At 67.7% G+C, this 17335-nt stretch carries 14 protein-coding genes; 7 read left to right on the top strand and 7 right to left on the bottom strand.

All coding sequences use genetic code 11. The annotated features are described in order from the left end of the window. Nucleotides 1-25 precede the first annotated feature (25 nt). The 4 genes from AC5P8J_RS02200 to AC5P8J_RS02185 all read right to left on the bottom strand — a co-directional run bounded on the left by AC5P8J_RS02200 (nucleotide 26) and on the right by AC5P8J_RS02185 (nucleotide 5780). Nucleotides 26-643, bottom strand: a complete 618-nt coding sequence (locus AC5P8J_RS02200) for an HD-GYP domain-containing protein (RefSeq protein WP_495216586.1) — start codon at nucleotides 641-643, stop codon at nucleotides 26-28. Between the two features lie 46 nt (nucleotides 644-689). Next, the gene (gene mfd / locus AC5P8J_RS02195; RefSeq protein WP_021202506.1) at nucleotides 690-4154 is read right to left on the bottom strand and encodes a transcription-repair coupling factor; all 3465 of its coding nucleotides are present in this window, start codon (nucleotides 4152-4154) and stop codon (nucleotides 690-692) included. A gap of 127 nt (nucleotides 4155-4281) precedes the next feature. Next, nucleotides 4282-4827 (bottom strand): GNAT family N-acetyltransferase, encoded by a 546-nt coding sequence (locus AC5P8J_RS02190; protein ID WP_019659177.1) that lies wholly within the window; start codon nucleotides 4825-4827, stop codon nucleotides 4282-4284. A gap of 95 nt (nucleotides 4828-4922) precedes the next feature. After that, the gene (locus AC5P8J_RS02185) at nucleotides 4923-5780 is read right to left on the bottom strand and encodes a 23S rRNA (adenine(2030)-N(6))-methyltransferase RlmJ (RefSeq protein ID WP_021202507.1); all 858 of its coding nucleotides are present in this window, start codon (nucleotides 5778-5780) and stop codon (nucleotides 4923-4925) included. A 35-nt stretch (nucleotides 5781-5815) separates the two neighbouring features. Between AC5P8J_RS02185 and creB the strand changes: the two genes are divergently transcribed. The 7 genes from creB (at nucleotide 5816) to AC5P8J_RS02150 (ending at nucleotide 13628) form a co-directional block, all read left to right on the top strand. Beyond that, nucleotides 5816-6541: a two-component system response regulator CreB gene (gene creB / locus AC5P8J_RS02180; RefSeq protein WP_019659175.1), complete on the top strand. Its 726-nt coding sequence runs from the start codon at nucleotides 5816-5818 to the stop codon at nucleotides 6539-6541. Between the two features lie 3 nt (nucleotides 6542-6544). Then, nucleotides 6545-8005: a two-component system sensor histidine kinase CreC gene (creC, locus tag AC5P8J_RS02175; protein WP_494540055.1), complete on the top strand. Its 1461-nt coding sequence runs from the start codon at nucleotides 6545-6547 to the stop codon at nucleotides 8003-8005. A gap of 81 nt (nucleotides 8006-8086) precedes the next feature. Beyond that, nucleotides 8087-9406, top strand: coding sequence for a cell envelope integrity protein CreD (gene creD, locus AC5P8J_RS02170; protein WP_019659173.1), 1320 nt, complete (start codon nucleotides 8087-8089; stop codon nucleotides 9404-9406). 10 nt (nucleotides 9407-9416) lie between these two features. Continuing rightward, nucleotides 9417-9827 carry a hypothetical protein gene (locus tag AC5P8J_RS02165; protein WP_111101987.1) on the top strand — a complete coding sequence of 137 codons (411 nt, stop codon included), beginning with the start codon at nucleotides 9417-9419 and terminating at the stop codon, nucleotides 9825-9827. A gap of 124 nt (nucleotides 9828-9951) precedes the next feature. Beyond that, nucleotides 9952-11544, top strand: coding sequence for a M28 family metallopeptidase (locus AC5P8J_RS02160; protein WP_188250087.1), 1593 nt, complete (start codon nucleotides 9952-9954; stop codon nucleotides 11542-11544). Nucleotides 11545-11698: 154 nt separating this feature from the next. After that, nucleotides 11699-13102 carry a glutamate--tRNA ligase gene (gene gltX / locus AC5P8J_RS02155; protein WP_111098983.1) on the top strand — a complete coding sequence of 468 codons (1404 nt, stop codon included), beginning with the start codon at nucleotides 11699-11701 and terminating at the stop codon, nucleotides 13100-13102. A 34-nt stretch (nucleotides 13103-13136) separates the two neighbouring features. After that, nucleotides 13137-13628 (top strand): Fur family transcriptional regulator, encoded by a 492-nt coding sequence (locus AC5P8J_RS02150; protein WP_021202513.1) that lies wholly within the window; start codon nucleotides 13137-13139, stop codon nucleotides 13626-13628. Between the two features lie 155 nt (nucleotides 13629-13783). Here the strand turns inward: AC5P8J_RS02150 and AC5P8J_RS02145 are convergent, their stop codons facing one another. Genes AC5P8J_RS02145 through AC5P8J_RS02135 form a run of 3 tightly spaced genes read right to left on the bottom strand, consistent with a single transcriptional unit; the run spans nucleotide 13784 to nucleotide 17186 of the window. Next, nucleotides 13784-14938, bottom strand: coding sequence for an HlyD family secretion protein (locus AC5P8J_RS02145; protein WP_111101990.1), 1155 nt, complete (start codon nucleotides 14936-14938; stop codon nucleotides 13784-13786). A gap of 8 nt (nucleotides 14939-14946) precedes the next feature. Then, nucleotides 14947-16620, bottom strand: a complete 1674-nt coding sequence (locus tag AC5P8J_RS02140) for an MFS transporter (RefSeq protein WP_021202515.1) — start codon at nucleotides 16618-16620, stop codon at nucleotides 14947-14949. Continuing rightward, nucleotides 16620-17186: a TetR/AcrR family transcriptional regulator gene (locus tag AC5P8J_RS02135; RefSeq protein WP_019659167.1), complete on the bottom strand. Its 567-nt coding sequence runs from the start codon at nucleotides 17184-17186 to the stop codon at nucleotides 16620-16622. Before AC5P8J_RS02135 ends, AC5P8J_RS02140 begins: the two co-directional genes overlap by 1 nt. Nucleotides 17187-17335: the final 149 nt, after the last annotated feature.

The following is a 17335-nucleotide window of genomic DNA, read 5'->3' as shown; positions in this document are numbered from 1 at the left end:
GGGTCGTTTCACCGTCGGGAAGATCTCAGGCCAGCGCAGGTTCCCGCGCCAGCATGCGATGGAAGCGCTGCAGCACGTAGGGGTCCACCAGCCCGCCGGACTGCGCTTCGATGATCCGCAAGGCGGTTTCGTGCTCCATTGCGTCGCGATACGGGCGTACGCTGGTCATCGCATCGTAGGCATCGACAATGGTGACGATGCGCGCGCCCAGGGGGATGGATTCGCCGCGCAGCCCATCGGGGTAGCCGCTCCCATCGAACGCCTCGTGATGGGCACGGATCAGCTGCGCGACCGGCGCGGCGTCACTGCGACCGGTCGCCAGGAAGATGTGTTCGCCGCGCACCGGATGCTCACGCATGATCGCGCGTTCCTCGTCGGTATGGCGGCGCGGGGCCAGCAGCACCTCGTCGGGAATGCCGATTTTGCCGATGTCATGGAAGCGCGCGGCCAGGCCGATCTGTGCACAGGCCTCCTGACCCAGGTCGCAGTGCGCGGCCAGGCACTGCGCGAGCAGGCCGACGCGGTCGCAGTGGTGGCGGGTGTAGGCGTCGCGCATCTGCAGCGACATCGAGAGCGCATCGATCAGGCAGGACTGCGCGTGCAGCAGGTCGGGGGCGGGTACGGCGTCAGGGAGCATGGTCATCCGCCCGCACCGGGTGGGGACCGGTGCGGGGTGTTCGGGGGGGCGATCAACCCGGGGCGAGGGTGGTCAGAAGGGCGCGGGCCGCATTGAAGCGGTCTTCCGGCAACGGCAGCGGGTGCTTGATGCGCAGCTTGTCGGGCCCTTCCATGGCGTAGAGGTTCGGTTGTTTCTGGATCAGCTGGATCACCGCCATCGGGTCGATGTTCGGCTTGGACTCGAACACGATGCGGCCACCGTTCTCGCCCAGGTCCAGCTTGCGGATGCCCAGCGTGTTGGCCTTGAGCTTCAGCTCGGCGATGGCGAACAGGTGCTTGGCCGCATCCGGCAGCAGGCCGAAGCGGTCGATCATCTCCACCTGCAGCTCGCGCAGCGCATCGGTGTCGCGCGCGCTGGAAATACGCTTGTACAGGGTCAGGCGCGTGTGCACGTCCGGCAGGTAGTCTTCCGGGATCAGCGCCGGCACATGCAGCTCGACCTCGGCACCGCGCACTTCCTCACCGGCATCCAGGTCGGGCAATTTGCCCTGCTTGATGCTGCGTACCGCGCGTTCCAGCAGCTCGGTATACAGGCTGAAGCCGACCTCGGCCATCTGCCCGCTCTGGTCCTCGCCAAGCAGTTCACCGGCGCCGCGGATCTCCAGATCGTGGGTGGCCAGGGTGAAGCCGGCGCCCAGCTCGTCCATCGAGGCGATCGCTTCCAGGCGCTTCTCGGCGTCGGGTGTGATCGCGCGACGGTCGGGGGTGATCAGGTAGGCGTAGGCACGGTGGTGCGAACGACCGACGCGGCCGCGCAGCTGGTGCAGCTGGGCCAGGCCGAAACGGTCGGCACGGTTGATGATGATGGTGTTGGCGTTGGGGATGTCGATGCCCGATTCGATGATCGTGGTCGACAGCAGCACGTTGAAACGCTGCTTCTGGAAATCCAGCATCACCTTTTCCAGTTCGCGCTCGGGCATCTGCCCGTGGGCGATGCCGATGCGTGCCTCCGGCACCAGCTCGGACAGCTCGCGCTGCATGCGGCCGATGCTCTCCACGTCGTTGTGCAGGAAGTACAGCTGGCCACCGCGCGCGAGCTCGCGCTGGAAGGCTTCGCGCAGCAGCGCGTTGTCCCACTGGGTGATGAAGGTCTGCACCGCCAGCCGGTTCGGCGGCGGCGTGGCGATGATCGACAGGTCGCGCAGGCCGGCCATGGCCATGTTGAGCGTGCGCGGGATCGGCGTGGCGGTCAGCGTCAGCAGGTGCACGTTGGCGCGCAGCGCCTTCAGCGCCTCCTTCTGGCGCACGCCGAATCGCTGCTCCTCGTCGACGATGACCATGCCCAGGTCCTTGAACTTCACGTCCGGCTGCAGCAGGCGATGGGTGCCGACGATGACGTCGATGGTGCCGGCAGCGACCTTTTCCAGTTCGGCCTTGATTTCCTTGCTGGTCTTGAAGCGCGACAGCACCTCGACCTTCAGCGGGTAATCGGCGAAGCGGTCGCGGAAGTTGCGGTAGTGCTGTTCGGCCAGCAGCGTGGTCGGCACCAGCACGGCCACCTGCTTGCCGGCACTGGCGGCGGCGAACGCGGCGCGCACCGCCACCTCGGTCTTGCCGAAGCCGACGTCGCCGCAGACCACGCGGTCCATCGGCTGGCTGCTGGCCAGGTCGCGCAGGGTCGCATCGATCGCGGCCAGCTGGTCCGGGGTCTCCTCGAACGGGAAACCGGCCGCGAACGGCTCGTACATCGCGCGGTCGACCTGCAGTGCCAGGCCGGCACGCGCCTGGCGGCGGGCCTGGATCTCCAGCAGCTCGGCAGCAACGTCGCGTACTTTCTCGGCGGCCTTGCGCTTGGCCTTGCTCCACTGCTCGCCACCGAGCGAATGCAGCGGCGCGGTTTCCGCCGACGCACCGGAATAGCGGCTGATCAGGTGCAGCTGGGCGACCGGCACATACAGGCGGTCGCCCTTGGCATATTCGATTTCGAGGAACTCGCCGGGCATGCCGCCGACGTCCATCGCGATCAGGCCACGATAGCGGCCGACGCCATGATCCTCGTGCACGATCGGCGCGCCCTCGGTCAGTTCACCGAGGTCGCGGATGATCGCTTCCGGCTCGCGGCCGGCGCGGCGCGTGCGCCGGGTGCTGCCGGCGCGCTCGGGGAACAGCTGGCGCTCGGTCAGCACCGCGATGCGCGGATCGTCCAGCGCGAAGCCATCCTCCAGCGGTGCCACCGCGATCGCGAAGCGCGCGTCGTCGGCGAGGAAGCTGGGCAGGTCGGCCACCACCGGCGGCTTCAGCTCGGCGGCCTGCAGCACCTCCAGCAGCGCCTCGCGGCGGCCGGGTGAATCGGCGGCGATAAGTACCCGGCCCGGATAATGGCCGAGGAAGGATTTCAGCGCATCGCCGGCGGGGGCTTCGCGCGCGGCCACCGGCAGCGGTGGCAGCGGCTGGTCGCCCAGCGCGTGCGCGTCGGCGATGCGCGCATGGTCAGCCGCCCACACCTCGATGCGCGGGGCATCGTTCAGGCGCTCGCGCAGCAGCTCCGGCGACAGGTACAACGCCGAAGGCGGCAGCAGCGGGCGCTCCACATCATGGCGGCGCTGCTCATAGCGGTCCGCGGTCTGCGCCCAGAACGCGACGGACGCCTCATACGCACCGGCGCAGACCACCGGCAGGCTGCCGTCGGGCAGGTAGTCGAACAGGGTCGCGGTGCGTTCGAAAAACAGCGGCAGGTAGTACTCGACGCCGGCCGGGGCCAGCCCGGACTTCAGATCCTGGTACAGCGAACTGCGCCGGGTATCCACATCGAAACGCTCGCGCAGCGTGGCCAGCACGCGTGCGATGCTGGCCTCGTCCATCGGCACTTCGCGGCCGGGCAGCATGTGCACCGCCTCGACCTTGTCCAGCGAACGCTGGCTTTCCGGGTCGAAGGCACGGATCGAGTCGATGTCCTCGTCCAGTAGTTCTACCCGCAGCGGCTCGTCGGCGCCCATCGGGAACACGTCCAGCAGGCCGCCGCGCACGGCGAAGTCGCCCGGGTCCATCACCTGCGGCACGTTGCGGTAGCCGGCGCTTTCCAGGCGGCGCTTCTCGGCCTCCAGGTCCAGGCGCTGGCCGACCTTCAGGTCGAAGCTGCCACCGATCACATAGCTGCGCGGGGCCAGCTGCTGCAGCAGGGTCTGCACCGGCACGATCACCAGGCCACGCTTCAGCGTGGGCAGGCGGTGCAGGGCAGCCAAGCGCTGCGAGATGATGTCCGGATGCGGGCTGAAGCGGTCGTAGGGCAGGGTTTCCCAGTCAGGGAAGGCGACCACCGGCAGGGCCGGGTCGCCGCCAAGCAGGGTCTGCAGGTCGGCTTCAAGCTGGTTGGCACCGTGGTTGTCACGGGCGATCACCAGCAGCGGGGCGTCGTGCGCGCGCGCGGCCTGGGCCAGGTACCAGGCCAGGGCGGTCGGCGAGGCGGGGGCGCGCCACCAGGCGCGGAGCTGGCCGGCACGCGGCAGCGGCGGGGCGGGGTATGAGGTACGCGACATGGACTCCGGATTTTAGCAGAAGCCCCTGCCGGGCCCATGATCGTGACGTGAGCGGGTGTAGCGCCGGGCCAAGCCCGGCGAGCGCGGCGGTTGAATCAACGTCGCCGGGCAGGGCCCGACGCATCCGTCAGTTGTCCAGCTCCAGCACCATCCGCACCAGGCCTTCGGCCCCGTTCGGATGCGGCACCGGCTTGAAGCCCAGCGAGGCGGCCAGCTGCTTCATTGGCTCGTTCTCGGCGGCAACGTCGCCGTACAGGCGGTCCAGGTACTTGCCGCGGCCCCACTTCACCAGCTTGCGCATCAGCTGCCGGCCCAGGCCCTGGCCGATCAGGAAGCGGCTGATCAGGATCGCGTACTCGGCTTCACGGGTGCCGGGGATGATCGAGGCCCGGGCAACCGCGCCGACCACCGCTTCGCCAGCGGGCAGGGACTCGGCTGCGACCAGGGTGATCTCGGTCTTGGGGTTCGGGTGGGTCAGGCGCTGGGTAGTCTCCGGCGACAGTTCGGTCACCGCCTGCAGGAAACGATCACGGATTTCTTCCGGCCCGAACAGGCTGAATGCCGCTTGCAGCGGTGCGCCATCTTCCGGGCGGATGGGGCGGATCAGCAGCTCGTGGCCGCTGGGAGCCTTGAAGATCTCATGCCAGGGCGGCATGCGGTTGCGAGTGGCCATACCGGGTGATTCCTTGGTGGTCCATCGATTGTGGCATCACCGGGGCTGCATTCCGTGAACGGAAGGCTCACGGCGGTACAGCCTCGTGAAGGCCGTTATTCGGGGGCTTTGAGCCAATCCAGGCGGGTGCTGGCACCGGGTTCGCCCAGGTGCTGGCGCAGCGCCGGCAGGGCCGGGCCGACCACCCGGTCGAACTGCCAGGGCGGGTTGAGCAGCAGCATGCCGCTGCCGTTGAGCCGCAGCGGCGAGTCGTCAGGGCGCACCAGGAACTCGATCGTCATCGCCGACTTGACCGGCAGGGCAGTGGCCTTGCGCAGGAAGTGCAGGATGGTGCGCCGCTGCTTGATCGGGAACCAGACCGCACAGGTGGCCTGCGGCCAGCGTGCCAGGGTCTCGGCCAGGGCGGCCAGGACGTTCTGGTATTCCGCGTCCTGGGCCTCGTACGGCGGGTCGATCAGGACCAGGCCACGGCCGATCTTGCTGCCGTTGAACTTCGGCGGCAGCAGCGAGCGCAGCAGGGCATAGCCATCGCCGGCGCGCACGTCGACGCGGCTGTCATGGGCGAACAGGGCCTTCAGCGTGGCCGTTTCGGCCTCCTGAAGTTCACAGACCGCCATGCGGTCCTGCGCGCGCATGGCCTGTGCGCTCAACAGCGGCGAGCCCGGGTAGTTGGTCAGCGCGCCCACCGGATTGTCGGCCTGCACCGCCTTCAGGTAGCGCTCGACCACCTCGGGCAGCTTGGGCTGGGCCATCAGCCGCATGATTCCGGACTCGGCCTCCAGCGTCTTGCGGCTCTCTTCGCTGGCCAGCAGGTAGCGGCCGGCACCGCCGTGGGTATCGAGCACGAAGAACGGGCTGTCCTTGCGCTTGAAGCTGTCGATCAGGGCCAGCTGCACGATGTGCTTGAGCACATCGGCGTGGTTGCCGGCATGGAAGGCGTGGCGGTAGTTCATGGGCGGCAGTGTACGGGGCGGCGGCCGCAGCGGCTATGCTGCGCGCCATGACAGCTCCCGTTGCCCATGTCCTGGTGGTCGAGGACGAAGCCGCCATCGCCGAAACCGTGCTCTATGCGCTGCGCAGCGAAGGCTATGCCGCCAGCCACTGCCTGCTCGGCGGCGAGGCCCTGCAACGGCTGCAGGCCGGCGATATCGACGTGGTGGTGCTGGACGTGGGCCTGCCCGACCTGGGCGGTTTCGAGGTGTGCCGGCGGCTGCGCGCGCAGCCCGGGCCGGCGGCCCAGCTGCCGGTGATCTTCCTGACCGCCCGCAACGATGAAGTGGACCGCGTGCTGGGCCTGGAACTGGGCGCCGACGATTACATGACCAAGCCGTTCTCGCCGCGAGAACTGGTGGCGCGGGTGCGTGCGCGCCTGCGCCGCGCCGCACCGGTCAACGCAGGACCCAGCGCCGATGCGGGCTGGCAGGAACATGGCGCCTTTGCCATCGACCGCGAAGGTCGGCGTATCCGCTTCCGCGGCCAGGCACTGGACCTGACCCGCTACGAGTACGCGCTGCTGGAAGCGCTGCTGCAGCGCCCGGGCGCCATCCTCAGCCGTGCCCAGCTGATGGACCGTGGCTGGGACAGCAGTGCCGACAGCGCCGACCGCACCGTTGATACGCATGTAAAGACGCTGCGCGCCAAGCTGCGCGCGGCCGGTGCCAGCGAAGACCCCATCCGCACCCACCGTGGCCTTGGCTACGCGCTGGAGGTCTAGCCGATGCGCCTGGTATTGAAGCTGTTCCTCGGCTTCTTCCTGATAACCGGCATCGCCGCGTTCTTCGTGATGCGCGTGTTCGTCAACGAAGTGAAGCCCGGCGTGCGCCAGGCGATGGAATCGACCCTGGTCGATGCCGCCAACGTGCTGGCCGAGATGGCCGCCGCCGACGTCAAGGCCGGCACCATCCGCAGCGGCAGCTTCACCCGCAACCTCGCCAAGGCGCGGCAGCGTGACCTGAAGGCGATGGTCTGGCGCTTTCCCAAGCGCTCACTGGACTACCGGGTGACCATCACCGATGCCAAGGGCATCGTCATCTACGACTCGCTGGGCCGCGACCTGGGGCGCGACAACTCGCGCTGGAATGATGTCTATCGCACCCTGCGTGGCGAGTACGGTGCCCGCTCCAGCCCGGAAACGCCGGGGGAGGAAGGCAATACGGTGATGCATGTGGCGGCGCCGGTATACGACCCGGACGATGGGCGCACGCTGATCGGCGTGCTCAGCCTGGCCCAGCCCAACCGCAGCATCGATCCGTTCATCGCTGCAAGCCAACGCGCCATCATCGAGCGCGGCGCCTGGCTGATCGGATTGTCGGCGCTGGTCGGCGTGCTGGTGACGATGTGGCTCACCACGGGCCTTGGCCAGCTCAGCCGCTACGCGCGTGCGGTCAGCGCCGGCGAACCGGTGCCACCCCCGCGGCGGCGCCGCGACGAGATCGGCGACCTGGGCCAGGCACTGGAAACGATGCGCCGCAAGCTGGAGGGCAAGGCCTACGTCGAGCAGTACGTGCAGTCGCTGACGCATGAAATGAAGAGTCCGCTGGCGGCGATCCGCGGTGCCGCCGAGCTGCTGCAGGAGCCGCTGCCGGAGGCCGACCGCGTGCATTTTGCACGCAGCATCGTCGATCAGCAGGAGCGGCTGACCGAGACGATCGACAAGCTGCTGGCGCTGGCCGAAGTGGAACAGCACGGCTGGCTGCAGACCCGCGATCCGATCGCGCTGCCAACCCTGCTGGCCGATGCGGCGGCGGCCGCGCAGGTGCGTGCGCAGGCGGCCGGCGTGCAGGTGCGCATCGGCAGCGTACCCGACATGCGCGTGCAGGGTGATGCCTATCTGCTGCGGCAGGCGTTGCACAACCTGATCGACAACGCGATCGCCTTCTCACCGCCCGGCGCGGACATCGCGCTGCTGGCCGAGGTGGACGGGCAGGGCGTACGCCTGCAGGTAGCGGATCGCGGTGCCGGCATTCCCGACTATGCGCGCGAACGCGTGTTCGAGCGCTTCTATTCGCTGGCGCGACCGGGCAGCGGCCGGCGCAGTTCCGGCCTGGGCCTGCCGTTCGTGCAGGAGGTCGCGCGCCTGCATGATGGGCGCGCCAGTGTCGATGCCCGCGACGGCGGCGGTATCGTGGCCAGCCTGTGGTTGCCGCTGGGTACACCAGGCCAGCGCCCCCGCCGCTGACTTCACATTCGCTTCAAATTCGCCACAAACCCCGCTCACCGTGGCGGTCCATCCTGCAGTCCTCTCCAACGAGGATGGACCATGAAATCCCTGAAGATGCTGCTGCGCTTCGCCATTGTCGGCGGCCTGATCCTGCTGCTGCTGGTTCCGCTGACGATGATCCGCAGTGTCATCAACGAACGCAGTGCGTACCGCGACGAGGCTTTCTCGCGGGTGGCCGACAGCCGCGCCGGCGCACAGCAGCTGGTGGGCCCGGTGCGGGTGGTGCCATGGGTGGAACGCAAGCAGGTTGAACTGGTCGACCCGCTGGGCGTCAAGAAGACCGAAGTGCAGGTCACCGAGGGGCACTGGCTGCAGATGCCGGCATCGCTGGAGGTGGGCGGCGAAATGCTGCCGAGCCAGCGTGAGGTGGGGCTGTTCAAGGTGCCGGTCTACAGCTGGAACGGCCAGATGAAGGCGACCTTCGCCGCAGACGATTACCCGGTGAAGGCGGGCCGCAGTTACGGCCAGCCGTATGTGGCGGTGGGGGTTTCCGATGTCCGTGGCCTGGTCGGCACGCCGAACCTGCGCGTGGATGGCAAGCAGCTGCGTTTGCTGCCGGGTGTTGGTGCGGCCGGCGAGATCGGGCGGGGCCTGCATGCACCGGTGGCCGGTTTCGATGCGGATCAGGGCGGCACGCTGGCCGCCAGCACCGTTGAACTGGAGCTGCGCCTGGATGGCAGCCGCATGCTGTCGGTGGTGCCGGTGGGCGATGACACCCACATCGCGCTGCGTTCGAGCTGGCCGCATCCGTCGTTCAGCGGTGCGTTCCTGCCCAACGAGCGCCGCGTTGATGCACAGGGATTCGACGCGCGCTGGGCGGTGTCCTCGCTGGCCTCCGACGCACAGCGGCAGCTGCGCAATGACGGTTCGGTGGACTCGCAGGCGGTGACGGTGTCGCTGGTCGATCCGGTCGATACCTACACCCAGGCCGACCGTGCCTCGAAGTACGGCGTGCTGTTCGTGCTGCTGACCTTCCTCGGCTTCATCCTGTTCGAGCTGATCAAGTCGCTGCGCATCCACCCGCTGCAGTACCTGATGGTCGGCCTGGCGCTGGCGATCTTCTTCCTGCTGCTGATCAGCCTGTCCGAGCACATCGCGTTCTGGAAGGCCTACCTGGTTTCGGCGGTGGCCTGCATCGGCCTGCAGGCGGTGTACCTGGCCAATGTGCTGGGCCACTGGAAGCGCGGCTTCGGCTTCGCGGCGCTGCTGACCGTGCTGTACGGCGCGCTGTATGGCCTGCTGGTGTCGGAGAACAATGCGCTGCTGATGGGTTCGCTGCTGCTGTTCGTGATCCTGGCGCTGGCGATGTGGGTGACCCGTCGGGTGGACTGGTACGCGCTCGGCGCGGACCTGAAGTAAGGAGCAGGCCATGAGTTGGCGCCAGGGATTGCGGCAACGGGCACGGCAGGGTATTCCGGCCCTGTTGGAAGTGGATGCACTGCTGCAGGCACATGGCGTGCTGGCGGCCCTGCCGGGGGCACGGATCGCCCCCGGCCTGGTCCGCTTCCAGCTGGCGGCGGCGACCTGCCAAGGACTGCGGGGCAAGGGCCTGGGCTGGTTGCAGGGTGCGCGGCAGGGACGTGGCGCAGTGGCCGGACGGGTGCCGCGCTACCGGCCCTGGAAGGCCGGGGCGGAAGCGCTGGCCGAAATCGGCATCGACGGCCTGCCCGATGACTGGCCGGCACACGCGGCGGTGTACGGCTGCAGCAGTATCGACCGGCGGCACTGGTTGTTGTTGCTGCCGGAGCGGGCGCAGTTGTGGTTGGGGTGGAGGGGGTGATCGGGTTGTTCATCCGCGCATGGCGTGGATCTACTGCTGTCCATGACCGATGGGACGGTATCGGCGCGCCCCTGCTGGCTAGACTCGATGGGTTGAAGATCGAGCCGAAGGGCAGGGGTGCGATGTGTTGAAGTGGGGCGTGCTGGCTGTAGCGCTGGCGATGGGTGGCAATGCAATGGCGCAGCAGCGCGAACCGGTGGACCTGGACATGGTCAGCCGCATCCGCCAGGAGGCCTTCCACCGTTCGCAGGTGATGGATACCTTCAGCTACCTCACCGAACGCATCGGCGCGCGCCTGACCAATTCGCCGGCGATGGGCCGCGCCAACGCGTGGACCCGCGGCAAGTTCAGCGAATGGAAGCTGGACAACGTGCACGACGAAGCCTTCGATGATTTCGGCCGTGGCTGGGAATTCACCTCGGCGAGCGTGGAAATGCTGGGTGACCGCGTGCAGCCGCTGCATGCGCTGCCCAAGGCCTGGACCCCCGGTACGAAGGGCCCGGTCGAAGGCGAGCTGGTGCAGGTCGACATCAAGAAGTCCGAAGACATAGAGAAGTACCGCGGCAAGCTGCGTGGCAAGATCCTCCTGCTGGGCGAGGCACGCGAATACAAGCGGGGCACCGAGCCCGATTCGCACCGCCACGACGCCACCTCGCTGGAGGGCCTGCAGGAGTTCACCCTGCCCAAGGACAAGGACGCCACCGCCGAGCGCGCCAAGCGGGTCAAGGAATACCAGGAACGCCAGCAGCTGGCGGCCAAGGTCAATGCCTTCTTCGTGGAAGAGGGCGCGCTGGCCTCGATCGGCATCAGCAGCTGGGACAACGGCATCATCCGCGTTGCCGGTGGTGGTTCGCGCAAGGCCGGTGAGTCGGTGGGCATTCCCGAGCTGGCGATGATCAGCGAGCACTTCAATCCGCTGGTACGCGCGCTGGAGGCCAAGCAGACCGTGCGCCTGCGCGTGGATGTGGCCGCACGCTTCACCGACGAGGCCGACCAGCCCGGCTACAACACGCTGGCCGAGATCCGTGGCAGCAGCAAGCCCGATGAAGTGGTGATGATCGGCGCGCACCTGGATTCCTGGCACAGCGGCACCGGTGCGGCCGACAACGCCGCCGGCGTGGCGGTGATGATGGAGGCGATGCGCATCCTCAAGGCCACCGGCGCCAAGCCCAGGCGCACCATCCGCGTGGCGCTGTGGAGCGGCGAGGAGCAGGGCCTGATCGGCTCGCAGGCCTATGTGGCCAAGCACTTCGGCAAGTTCCCGGAGCCGACCGACCCGGCGCAGAAGGCGCTGCCGGCGTCGCTGCGCGAGCCGACCGGCGCACTGCAGAAGACCCGCGACTACGGCAAGTTCCAGGTCTACTTCAACATGGACAACGGCTCGGGCCGCTTCCGTGGCATCTACGCTCAGGAAAACCTGGCGGCCATGCCCATCTTCGAAGCCTGGCTGGCGCCGTTCCATGACGTGGGCGCCACCACCGTGGCCACCCGCAACACTGGCAGCACCGACCACATCAGCTTCGACCGCATCGGCCTGCCGGGCTTCCAGTTCATCCAGGACCGGCTGGACTACTTCACCAACGTGCACCACAGCCACCTGGACACCTGGGACCACGCCGAGCCGGAAGACCTGAAGCAGGCCGCCGCCATCGTCGCCTCGTTCGCCTACAACGCCGCGATGCGCGAGCAGCCGTTCCCGCGCAAGGTGGAACCGTAAAAGGGGACGGAGGGGATTAAGTCGCATCTCCCCTCCGTTTCCCGGTTGCAGTGCCCACGGGCTGGGCAATCGCGACTTAATCCCCTCCGTCCCCTTTTTCCGTCGGGGGCTGCGGGCTGGTAAAATTGGGGGAGTCCCGTTCCTCGAGCCGTCCATGACCTGCCGCACCCGCTTCGCCCCCAGTCCCACCGGCTACCTCCACATCGGTGGTGCCCGCACCGCGCTGTACTGCTGGCTGGAGGCCCGCCATCGTGGCGGCGAGTTCGTGCTGCGCATCGAGGACACCGACCGTGAACGCAGCACCCAGGGTGCGATCGACGCCATCCTGGAGGCGATGGAGTGGCTGGGCCTGGACTATGACGAAGGCCCGATCTACCAGACCGACCGCGTTGCCCGTTACCAGGAAGTGGCCGAGCAGCTGATCGCCGAGGGCAAGGCGTACTACGCCTACGAGACCCGCGAAGAGCTGGACGCGATGCGCGAGGCTGCCATGGCCAGGCAGGAGAAGCCGCGCTACAACGGCGCTGCGCGCGATCTGGGCCTGCCCTACAGGGACGACCCGAACCGCGTCATCCGCTTCAAGAATCCGCTGGAAGGCACGGTGGTGTTCGACGACCTGATCAAGGGCCGCATCGAGATCGCCAACAGCGAGCTGGATGACATGGTGATCTTCCGCCCGGACGGCTACCCCACCTACAACTTCGCGGTGGTGGTGGACGACTGGGACATGGGCATCACCGAGGTCATCCGCGGCGACGACCACATCAACAACACCCCGCGCCAGATCAACCTGTACGAAGGCATTGGTGCGCCGGTGCCGAAGTTCGGCCACATGCCGATGATCCTGGACGAGCAGGGCGCCAAGTTGTCCAAGCGCACCGGCGCGGCCGACGTGATGCAGTACAAGGACGCCGGCTACCTGCCCGATGCGCTGCTGAGCTACCTGGCCCGCCTCGGCTGGTCGCACGGTGACCAGGAGCTGTTCAGCCGCCAGGAGCTGATCGAGCTGTTCGACGTGAAGGACTGCAACTCCAAGGCCTCGCGACTGGACATGGCCAAGCTGGGCTGGGTCAACCAGCACTTCCTGAAGACCGAGGATGTGGCCGCGATCGTGCCGCACCTGGTCTACCAGCTGCAGAAGCTGGGGCTGGACGTGGCTGCCGGACCGGCACCGGAGGACGTGGTGATCGCCCTGCGTGAACGCGTGCAGACCCTGAAGGAGATGGCCGAGAAAGCCGTGGTCTGGTACCAGCCGCTGACCGAGTACGATGACGCGGCGGTGGCCAAGCACTTCAAGGCCGGTGCCGAGGTGGCGCTGGGCAAGGCCCGCGAGCTGCTGGCGGCGTTGCCGGAATGGACCGCCGAGTCGGTGGGCGTGGCCCTGCACGACGTCGCCGCCGCGCTGGAGATCGGCATGGGCAAGGTCGCCCAGCCGTTGCGCGTGGCCATCACCGGTACCCAGGTCAGTCCTGACATTTCCCATACCGTGTACCTGGCTGGCCGCGAGCAGGCCTTGAAACGCATCGATGTGGCCATCACCAAGGTAGCAACGGCCTGAGGCATCCTTGCCAGGCCCGAACCGGAGAACGCGCATGTCCGCCAAGACCGCCACTGCTTGTACCGCCCCGCACCACCACGTCCACGACGCATCGGATTTCGTGGCGGTGGTCGAGCGTGTCTCGCGCGAACGCGGGCTGCGCCTTACCCCGATCCGCGCCAATGTACTGAAGCTGATCGCCGAGGCCGGCAAGCCGGTCAAGGCCTATGAGTTGCTGGAATGGGTGCGCAACGGCAAGGGTGTGGGTGCTGATGCCCCGCCCACCGTGTACCGCGCCCTCGACTTCCTGATGGCCAATGGTTTCGTGCACAAGCTGGAATCGGTGAATGCCTTCGTGGCCTGCCACCACCCCAGCAGCGCCGCGCATTCGGTGCCGTTCCTGATCTGCAACAGCTGCCACAGCGCGGTGGAACTGGAAGACCGGGAAATCGTCAGCCAGCTGGAAAAGCGCGCCAAGGAACTGGGCTTCCAGCCGCAGGCACAGACCCTTGAAGTGCACGGTCTCTGCGCGCGCTGCGCGGGTTGATCGTGTCGGCGGTAGAGTCGGTCGGCGGTAGAGTCGACTGTTAGTCGACTGCTCTTCCGTGAAGCCCAAGAGCAACCCGCCCTGCGCGCGATAGTCGACTAACAGTCGACTCTACCCAGCCGTCTCTACCCAGCCGAGTCCTGCAGGGGCGCGCCCTAGTCCATGGGTTTGCCTGCCGTATCCACCCGCACGATCACCGACATGCCGGGCCGCAGCCGCGCCGCCAGTGCCTGACCCGGATCGATCGAGATCCGCACCGGCAGCCGCTGCACCACCTTGGTGAAGTTGCCGCTGGCATTGTCCGGGCGCAACACGCTGAACTCCGACCCGGTGGCGGGCGCGATCTCTTCGACACGGCCCTTCAGCACCTGCCCCTGGAACGCGTCCACCGAGAACGTGGCCGGCTGGCCGATCGCCATCCCCCAGGTCTGGCCTTCCTTGTAGTTGGCCACCACCCACAGCGTGTCAGGTACCAGGAACAGCAGCTGCGAGCCGGCCGCGACGTACTGGCCCACGCGTACGCTGGCTTCACTGATCTGGCCGTCGCGCGGTGCGTGGATCACCGTATTGGCCAGATCGATGCGGGCCAGCTCCAGCTGCGCCTGCGCGCTTTCCACCTGGGCCTCCAGGCTTTTGCGCGCGACCTGGGTCGACACCAGCGTTTCCTCGGCGATGCGGATCTGCGCCTGCGACTGCTGCACGCTGGCCTGCGCCGAGGCCTGGCTGGTGCGGAACTTGTCGCGGTCATTGATCGACACGAGTTGCTGTGCGGCCAGTTCCTCGTAGCGCTTCAGCTCGTTGCGCGAGCGCTGCAGTTCGGCCTGGCCGGCCGAGAGCGTGGCGCGCGCCGAGGCGATCTGCGCACGGTTCTGCGCCTGCGACTGGTCGGAGTTGGCCAGCGCCGCACGCGCGCTGTCCAGCGTTGCCTGCGCCTGGGCGACACGCTGCGCATAGATGCGGTCATCGATGCGCAGCAGCGGCTCGCCTTCCTTCACGTGCTGGAAGTCCTTCACCAGCACCTCGGTCACATAGCCGTTCACCTGCGGCGCCATCACCGTGATCTGGCCGCGCACATAGGCGTTGTCGGTCACCATCACGCTGCTGGTGAACGGCCACAGGTGCCAGGCACGCAGGATCAGCGCAATGCCCAGCAGGGCGACAATCACCATCACCGCCACGCTGCGCGCGCTGGGCTTGAGGTACTTCGGCGCGACCGCGGGTTCTACCGGCGTGGACGCGGGCGCCGCGTCGGTGGGCGGCGGCGGGGTGACGTTGTCGGCGTCGTCGGGTCGGGGCGGCACGGGAGGCATGGGGGGACTCAACGGGATGCGGCCGGCGTGGCCGCGGTGGACACGGGCGGGTGGCGCTTGCGCCATTGCTTCAGTACGGCGGTACGCAGCGACAGCAGCAGCAACCAGCACAGGAAACCGATCGCCAGCCAGCCGCTCAGGGTGAACACATCGTTGAAGCCACGCACGTTGGCTTCTCGGCGCGTGGTCTGTGCCAGCTGCGCGCTGCCCTGTGCGCTGCGCAGGACAGGGTCGGTGATCTGGGCGCTGTACAGCTGCTGCTGGAGACGCAGGCGTTGCGCTACCACCGGATCGGCCGGATCGAGCTGGCTGGTCAGCGCGCTGGAATACAGTTGCTCGCGATGCAGCTGGAAGGTGCCCAGCACCGCCGAGCCGGCCAGGCCGCCCAGCGTCTGCGTGATCGACAGCGTCACCAGGAAGGTGATCATGTGGTCCACGCCCTGTTTCAGCGCAGCAGAGATGCCAAGCATGATCAGGGGGCCCATGAACATGCCCGCACCGACCGAGGCCAGGAACTGGCTGGCGTAGAAGTCGTGCGGCCGATCCATGCTGGTGCGGTGCTGGTCGAAGAACGCGGCGGCGCCCAGCAGCAGGATCGCCATCAGCAGCTGGGCGATCAGCCGCTTCGGGCCGAAGGTAAGCGAGGCACCGGCGATTCCGGTGATCACCCCGGCCAGGATCACCACGAACAGCGGCCGCATCTGGTCCGGTCCCATGCCCAGCGTGCGCATCAGGTTGACCACGCCGTAGGACTGCTCGGTGGTCAGGAAGCGGATCAGGAAGGCGCCGACGATGAAATGCAGCACCGGCAGCGTCGACAGCCAGCGGATCTGCAGCAGTGGGTTACGCCGGTAGTGCTCGATGATCAAGGCGGTGGTGGACAGCACGATCGAAGCGATCAGCGCCCAGCCCAGCCACGCTGTATTGAGCCACCAGCGCGTGTAGCCCTGCGCCAGCACGATCACCAGCAGGGCGACGGCCGGGGCGAGCAGCGCGAACGTGAGGAAGTCCAGTGGCTCGAACGCCTTCACCTGGATGCCCGGCGGCAGCTTCAGCACTACCACTGCGGCGAAGGCGCACAGGGCCAGGCCGGCCTCGAACGAGTACAGTTGGTGCCACTGGCCGGTATCGACCAGGCCCGGGGAGACGATCCAGGCGATCGGCACCGCCAGCTGGGAAAGGCCGACGCCGACCACCAGCAGATTGCCGGTGAAGCGCCGCGGCAGCGCCTGCAGCATGTACAGCGTGCCCAAGGTCGAACAGGCCGCGCCGGCGAAGCCGCTGGCGGCTCGGGTCAGCATCGTGGTCTCGAAGCTGCCGACGAACAGGTGCAGGACCGCCAACGCCGCGTACAGGCCCAGCCCGATTTCGGCGAACAGGCGGATGCCGTATTGCTGGCGGAACTTGAAGGCCAACAGGTTGGCGGTGACATTCACCATCGCATAGGCCGCTACCAGCCAGCTGCCCTGGGTCGGGGTCAGCGCCAGCTGGCCCTGCAGGAACGGCAGGTTGGCGGTAACCAGCGCATTGCCGAGGCCGCCGGTGATCGCCACCAGCAACGATACCAGCGCATAGGCCGCGCGCCGGTACGGCGGGTGCCAGGGCATCGACGCCGAGCCGGGCATGGTCGGCTTCTCATGCTCCTCCCAATCCGGAACCGGCTTCAGATACGGCTGGACCATCAACGGGCCTCGCTGGCAGCTCCCTGGAGACCCCCACGCAGCAGCTGCAGGGCGCGCCCGGCCAACTGGGCGCGCTCGTCGCGGGTCTTGCCGCGCAGGGCCGCACCCAGCATGCCTGAGATCAGTGAAATATCCGTCTTTTCCAGGTCGGCACGGCACAGCCCGGCCGCCTTGGCGCGCGCGATCGGTTCCTCCAGCAGGTCGCGCACTGTCTCGCGCGCGGCGCGCATGGACGGCACGTCCGAATCGACCGCACGCCAGTAATCGGCCAGTGCCGGCGAATCGATGATGCGCTGGGCCATGCCCTCGAACACCTCGAACAGGGCGTCGTCGCGGTCGCCGAGCTGTTCGACCTGGCGCCGGATGCGGTCGACCGTGCGCTGCAGCAGCGCCTGGATCAGCGCGGTGCGGTCGGGGAAGTTGCGGTACAGGGTGGCGCGGCCCACCTGGGCGCGTTCGACCACCAGGTCCAGTGGGGCGGTGACGCCATGTTGGCCGAAGACATGATCGGCGGCGTCGAGGATGAGGGCACGGCGGGCAGCGGCATCGGCACGTTGGGCAGTCATGGAATTATTTTCGGACAAAAGTGTCCGATTGGCGAGACATTGGGTGACGGGATTGTCCGCTTGTTGTGGTACGCACATCTTTGTGACGGGTGTGTGAGCGAGGGCGCCGCGACCTCGCTCACGCATAAAGAAACGGGGGCCAGACGGCC

This window comes from Stenotrophomonas sp. YJH_SMC_37 (assembly GCF_059370035.1).
The sequence above is the reverse complement of the archived record's forward strand: the minus strand, read 5'-3'. Positions and strand labels throughout refer to the sequence as shown.

Bases quoted from the DNA above. Each gene is read 5' to 3' on its own strand.
- AC5P8J_RS02165 (WP_111101987.1), top strand. From the start codon at position 9,417: ATGAGTTGGCGCCAGGGATTGCGGCAACGGGCACGGCAGGGTATTCCG.
- AC5P8J_RS02140 (WP_021202515.1), bottom strand. From the start codon at position 16,620: ATGGTCCAGCCGTATCTGAAGCCGGTTCCGGATTGGGAGGAGCATGAG.
- AC5P8J_RS02200 (WP_495216586.1), bottom strand. From the start codon at position 643: ATGACCATGCTCCCTGACGCCGTACCCGCCCCCGACCTGCTGCACGCG.
- creB (WP_019659175.1), top strand. From the start codon at position 5,816: ATGCTGCGCGCCATGACAGCTCCCGTTGCCCATGTCCTGGTGGTCGAG.
- AC5P8J_RS02135 (WP_019659167.1), bottom strand. From the start codon at position 17,186: ATGACTGCCCAACGTGCCGATGCCGCTGCCCGCCGTGCCCTCATCCTC.
- mfd (WP_021202506.1), bottom strand. From the start codon at position 4,154: ATGTCGCGTACCTCATACCCCGCCCCGCCGCTGCCGCGTGCCGGCCAG.
- AC5P8J_RS02190 (WP_019659177.1), bottom strand. From the start codon at position 4,827: ATGGCCACTCGCAACCGCATGCCGCCCTGGCATGAGATCTTCAAGGCT.
- AC5P8J_RS02145 (WP_111101990.1), bottom strand. From the start codon at position 14,938: ATGCCTCCCGTGCCGCCCCGACCCGACGACGCCGACAACGTCACCCCG.
- gltX (WP_111098983.1), top strand. From the start codon at position 11,699: ATGACCTGCCGCACCCGCTTCGCCCCCAGTCCCACCGGCTACCTCCAC.
- AC5P8J_RS02150 (WP_021202513.1), top strand. From the start codon at position 13,137: ATGTCCGCCAAGACCGCCACTGCTTGTACCGCCCCGCACCACCACGTC.
- AC5P8J_RS02185 (WP_021202507.1), bottom strand. From the start codon at position 5,780: ATGAACTACCGCCACGCCTTCCATGCCGGCAACCACGCCGATGTGCTC.
- creD (WP_019659173.1), top strand. From the start codon at position 8,087: ATGAAATCCCTGAAGATGCTGCTGCGCTTCGCCATTGTCGGCGGCCTG.
- creC (WP_494540055.1), top strand. From the start codon at position 6,545: ATGCGCCTGGTATTGAAGCTGTTCCTCGGCTTCTTCCTGATAACCGGC.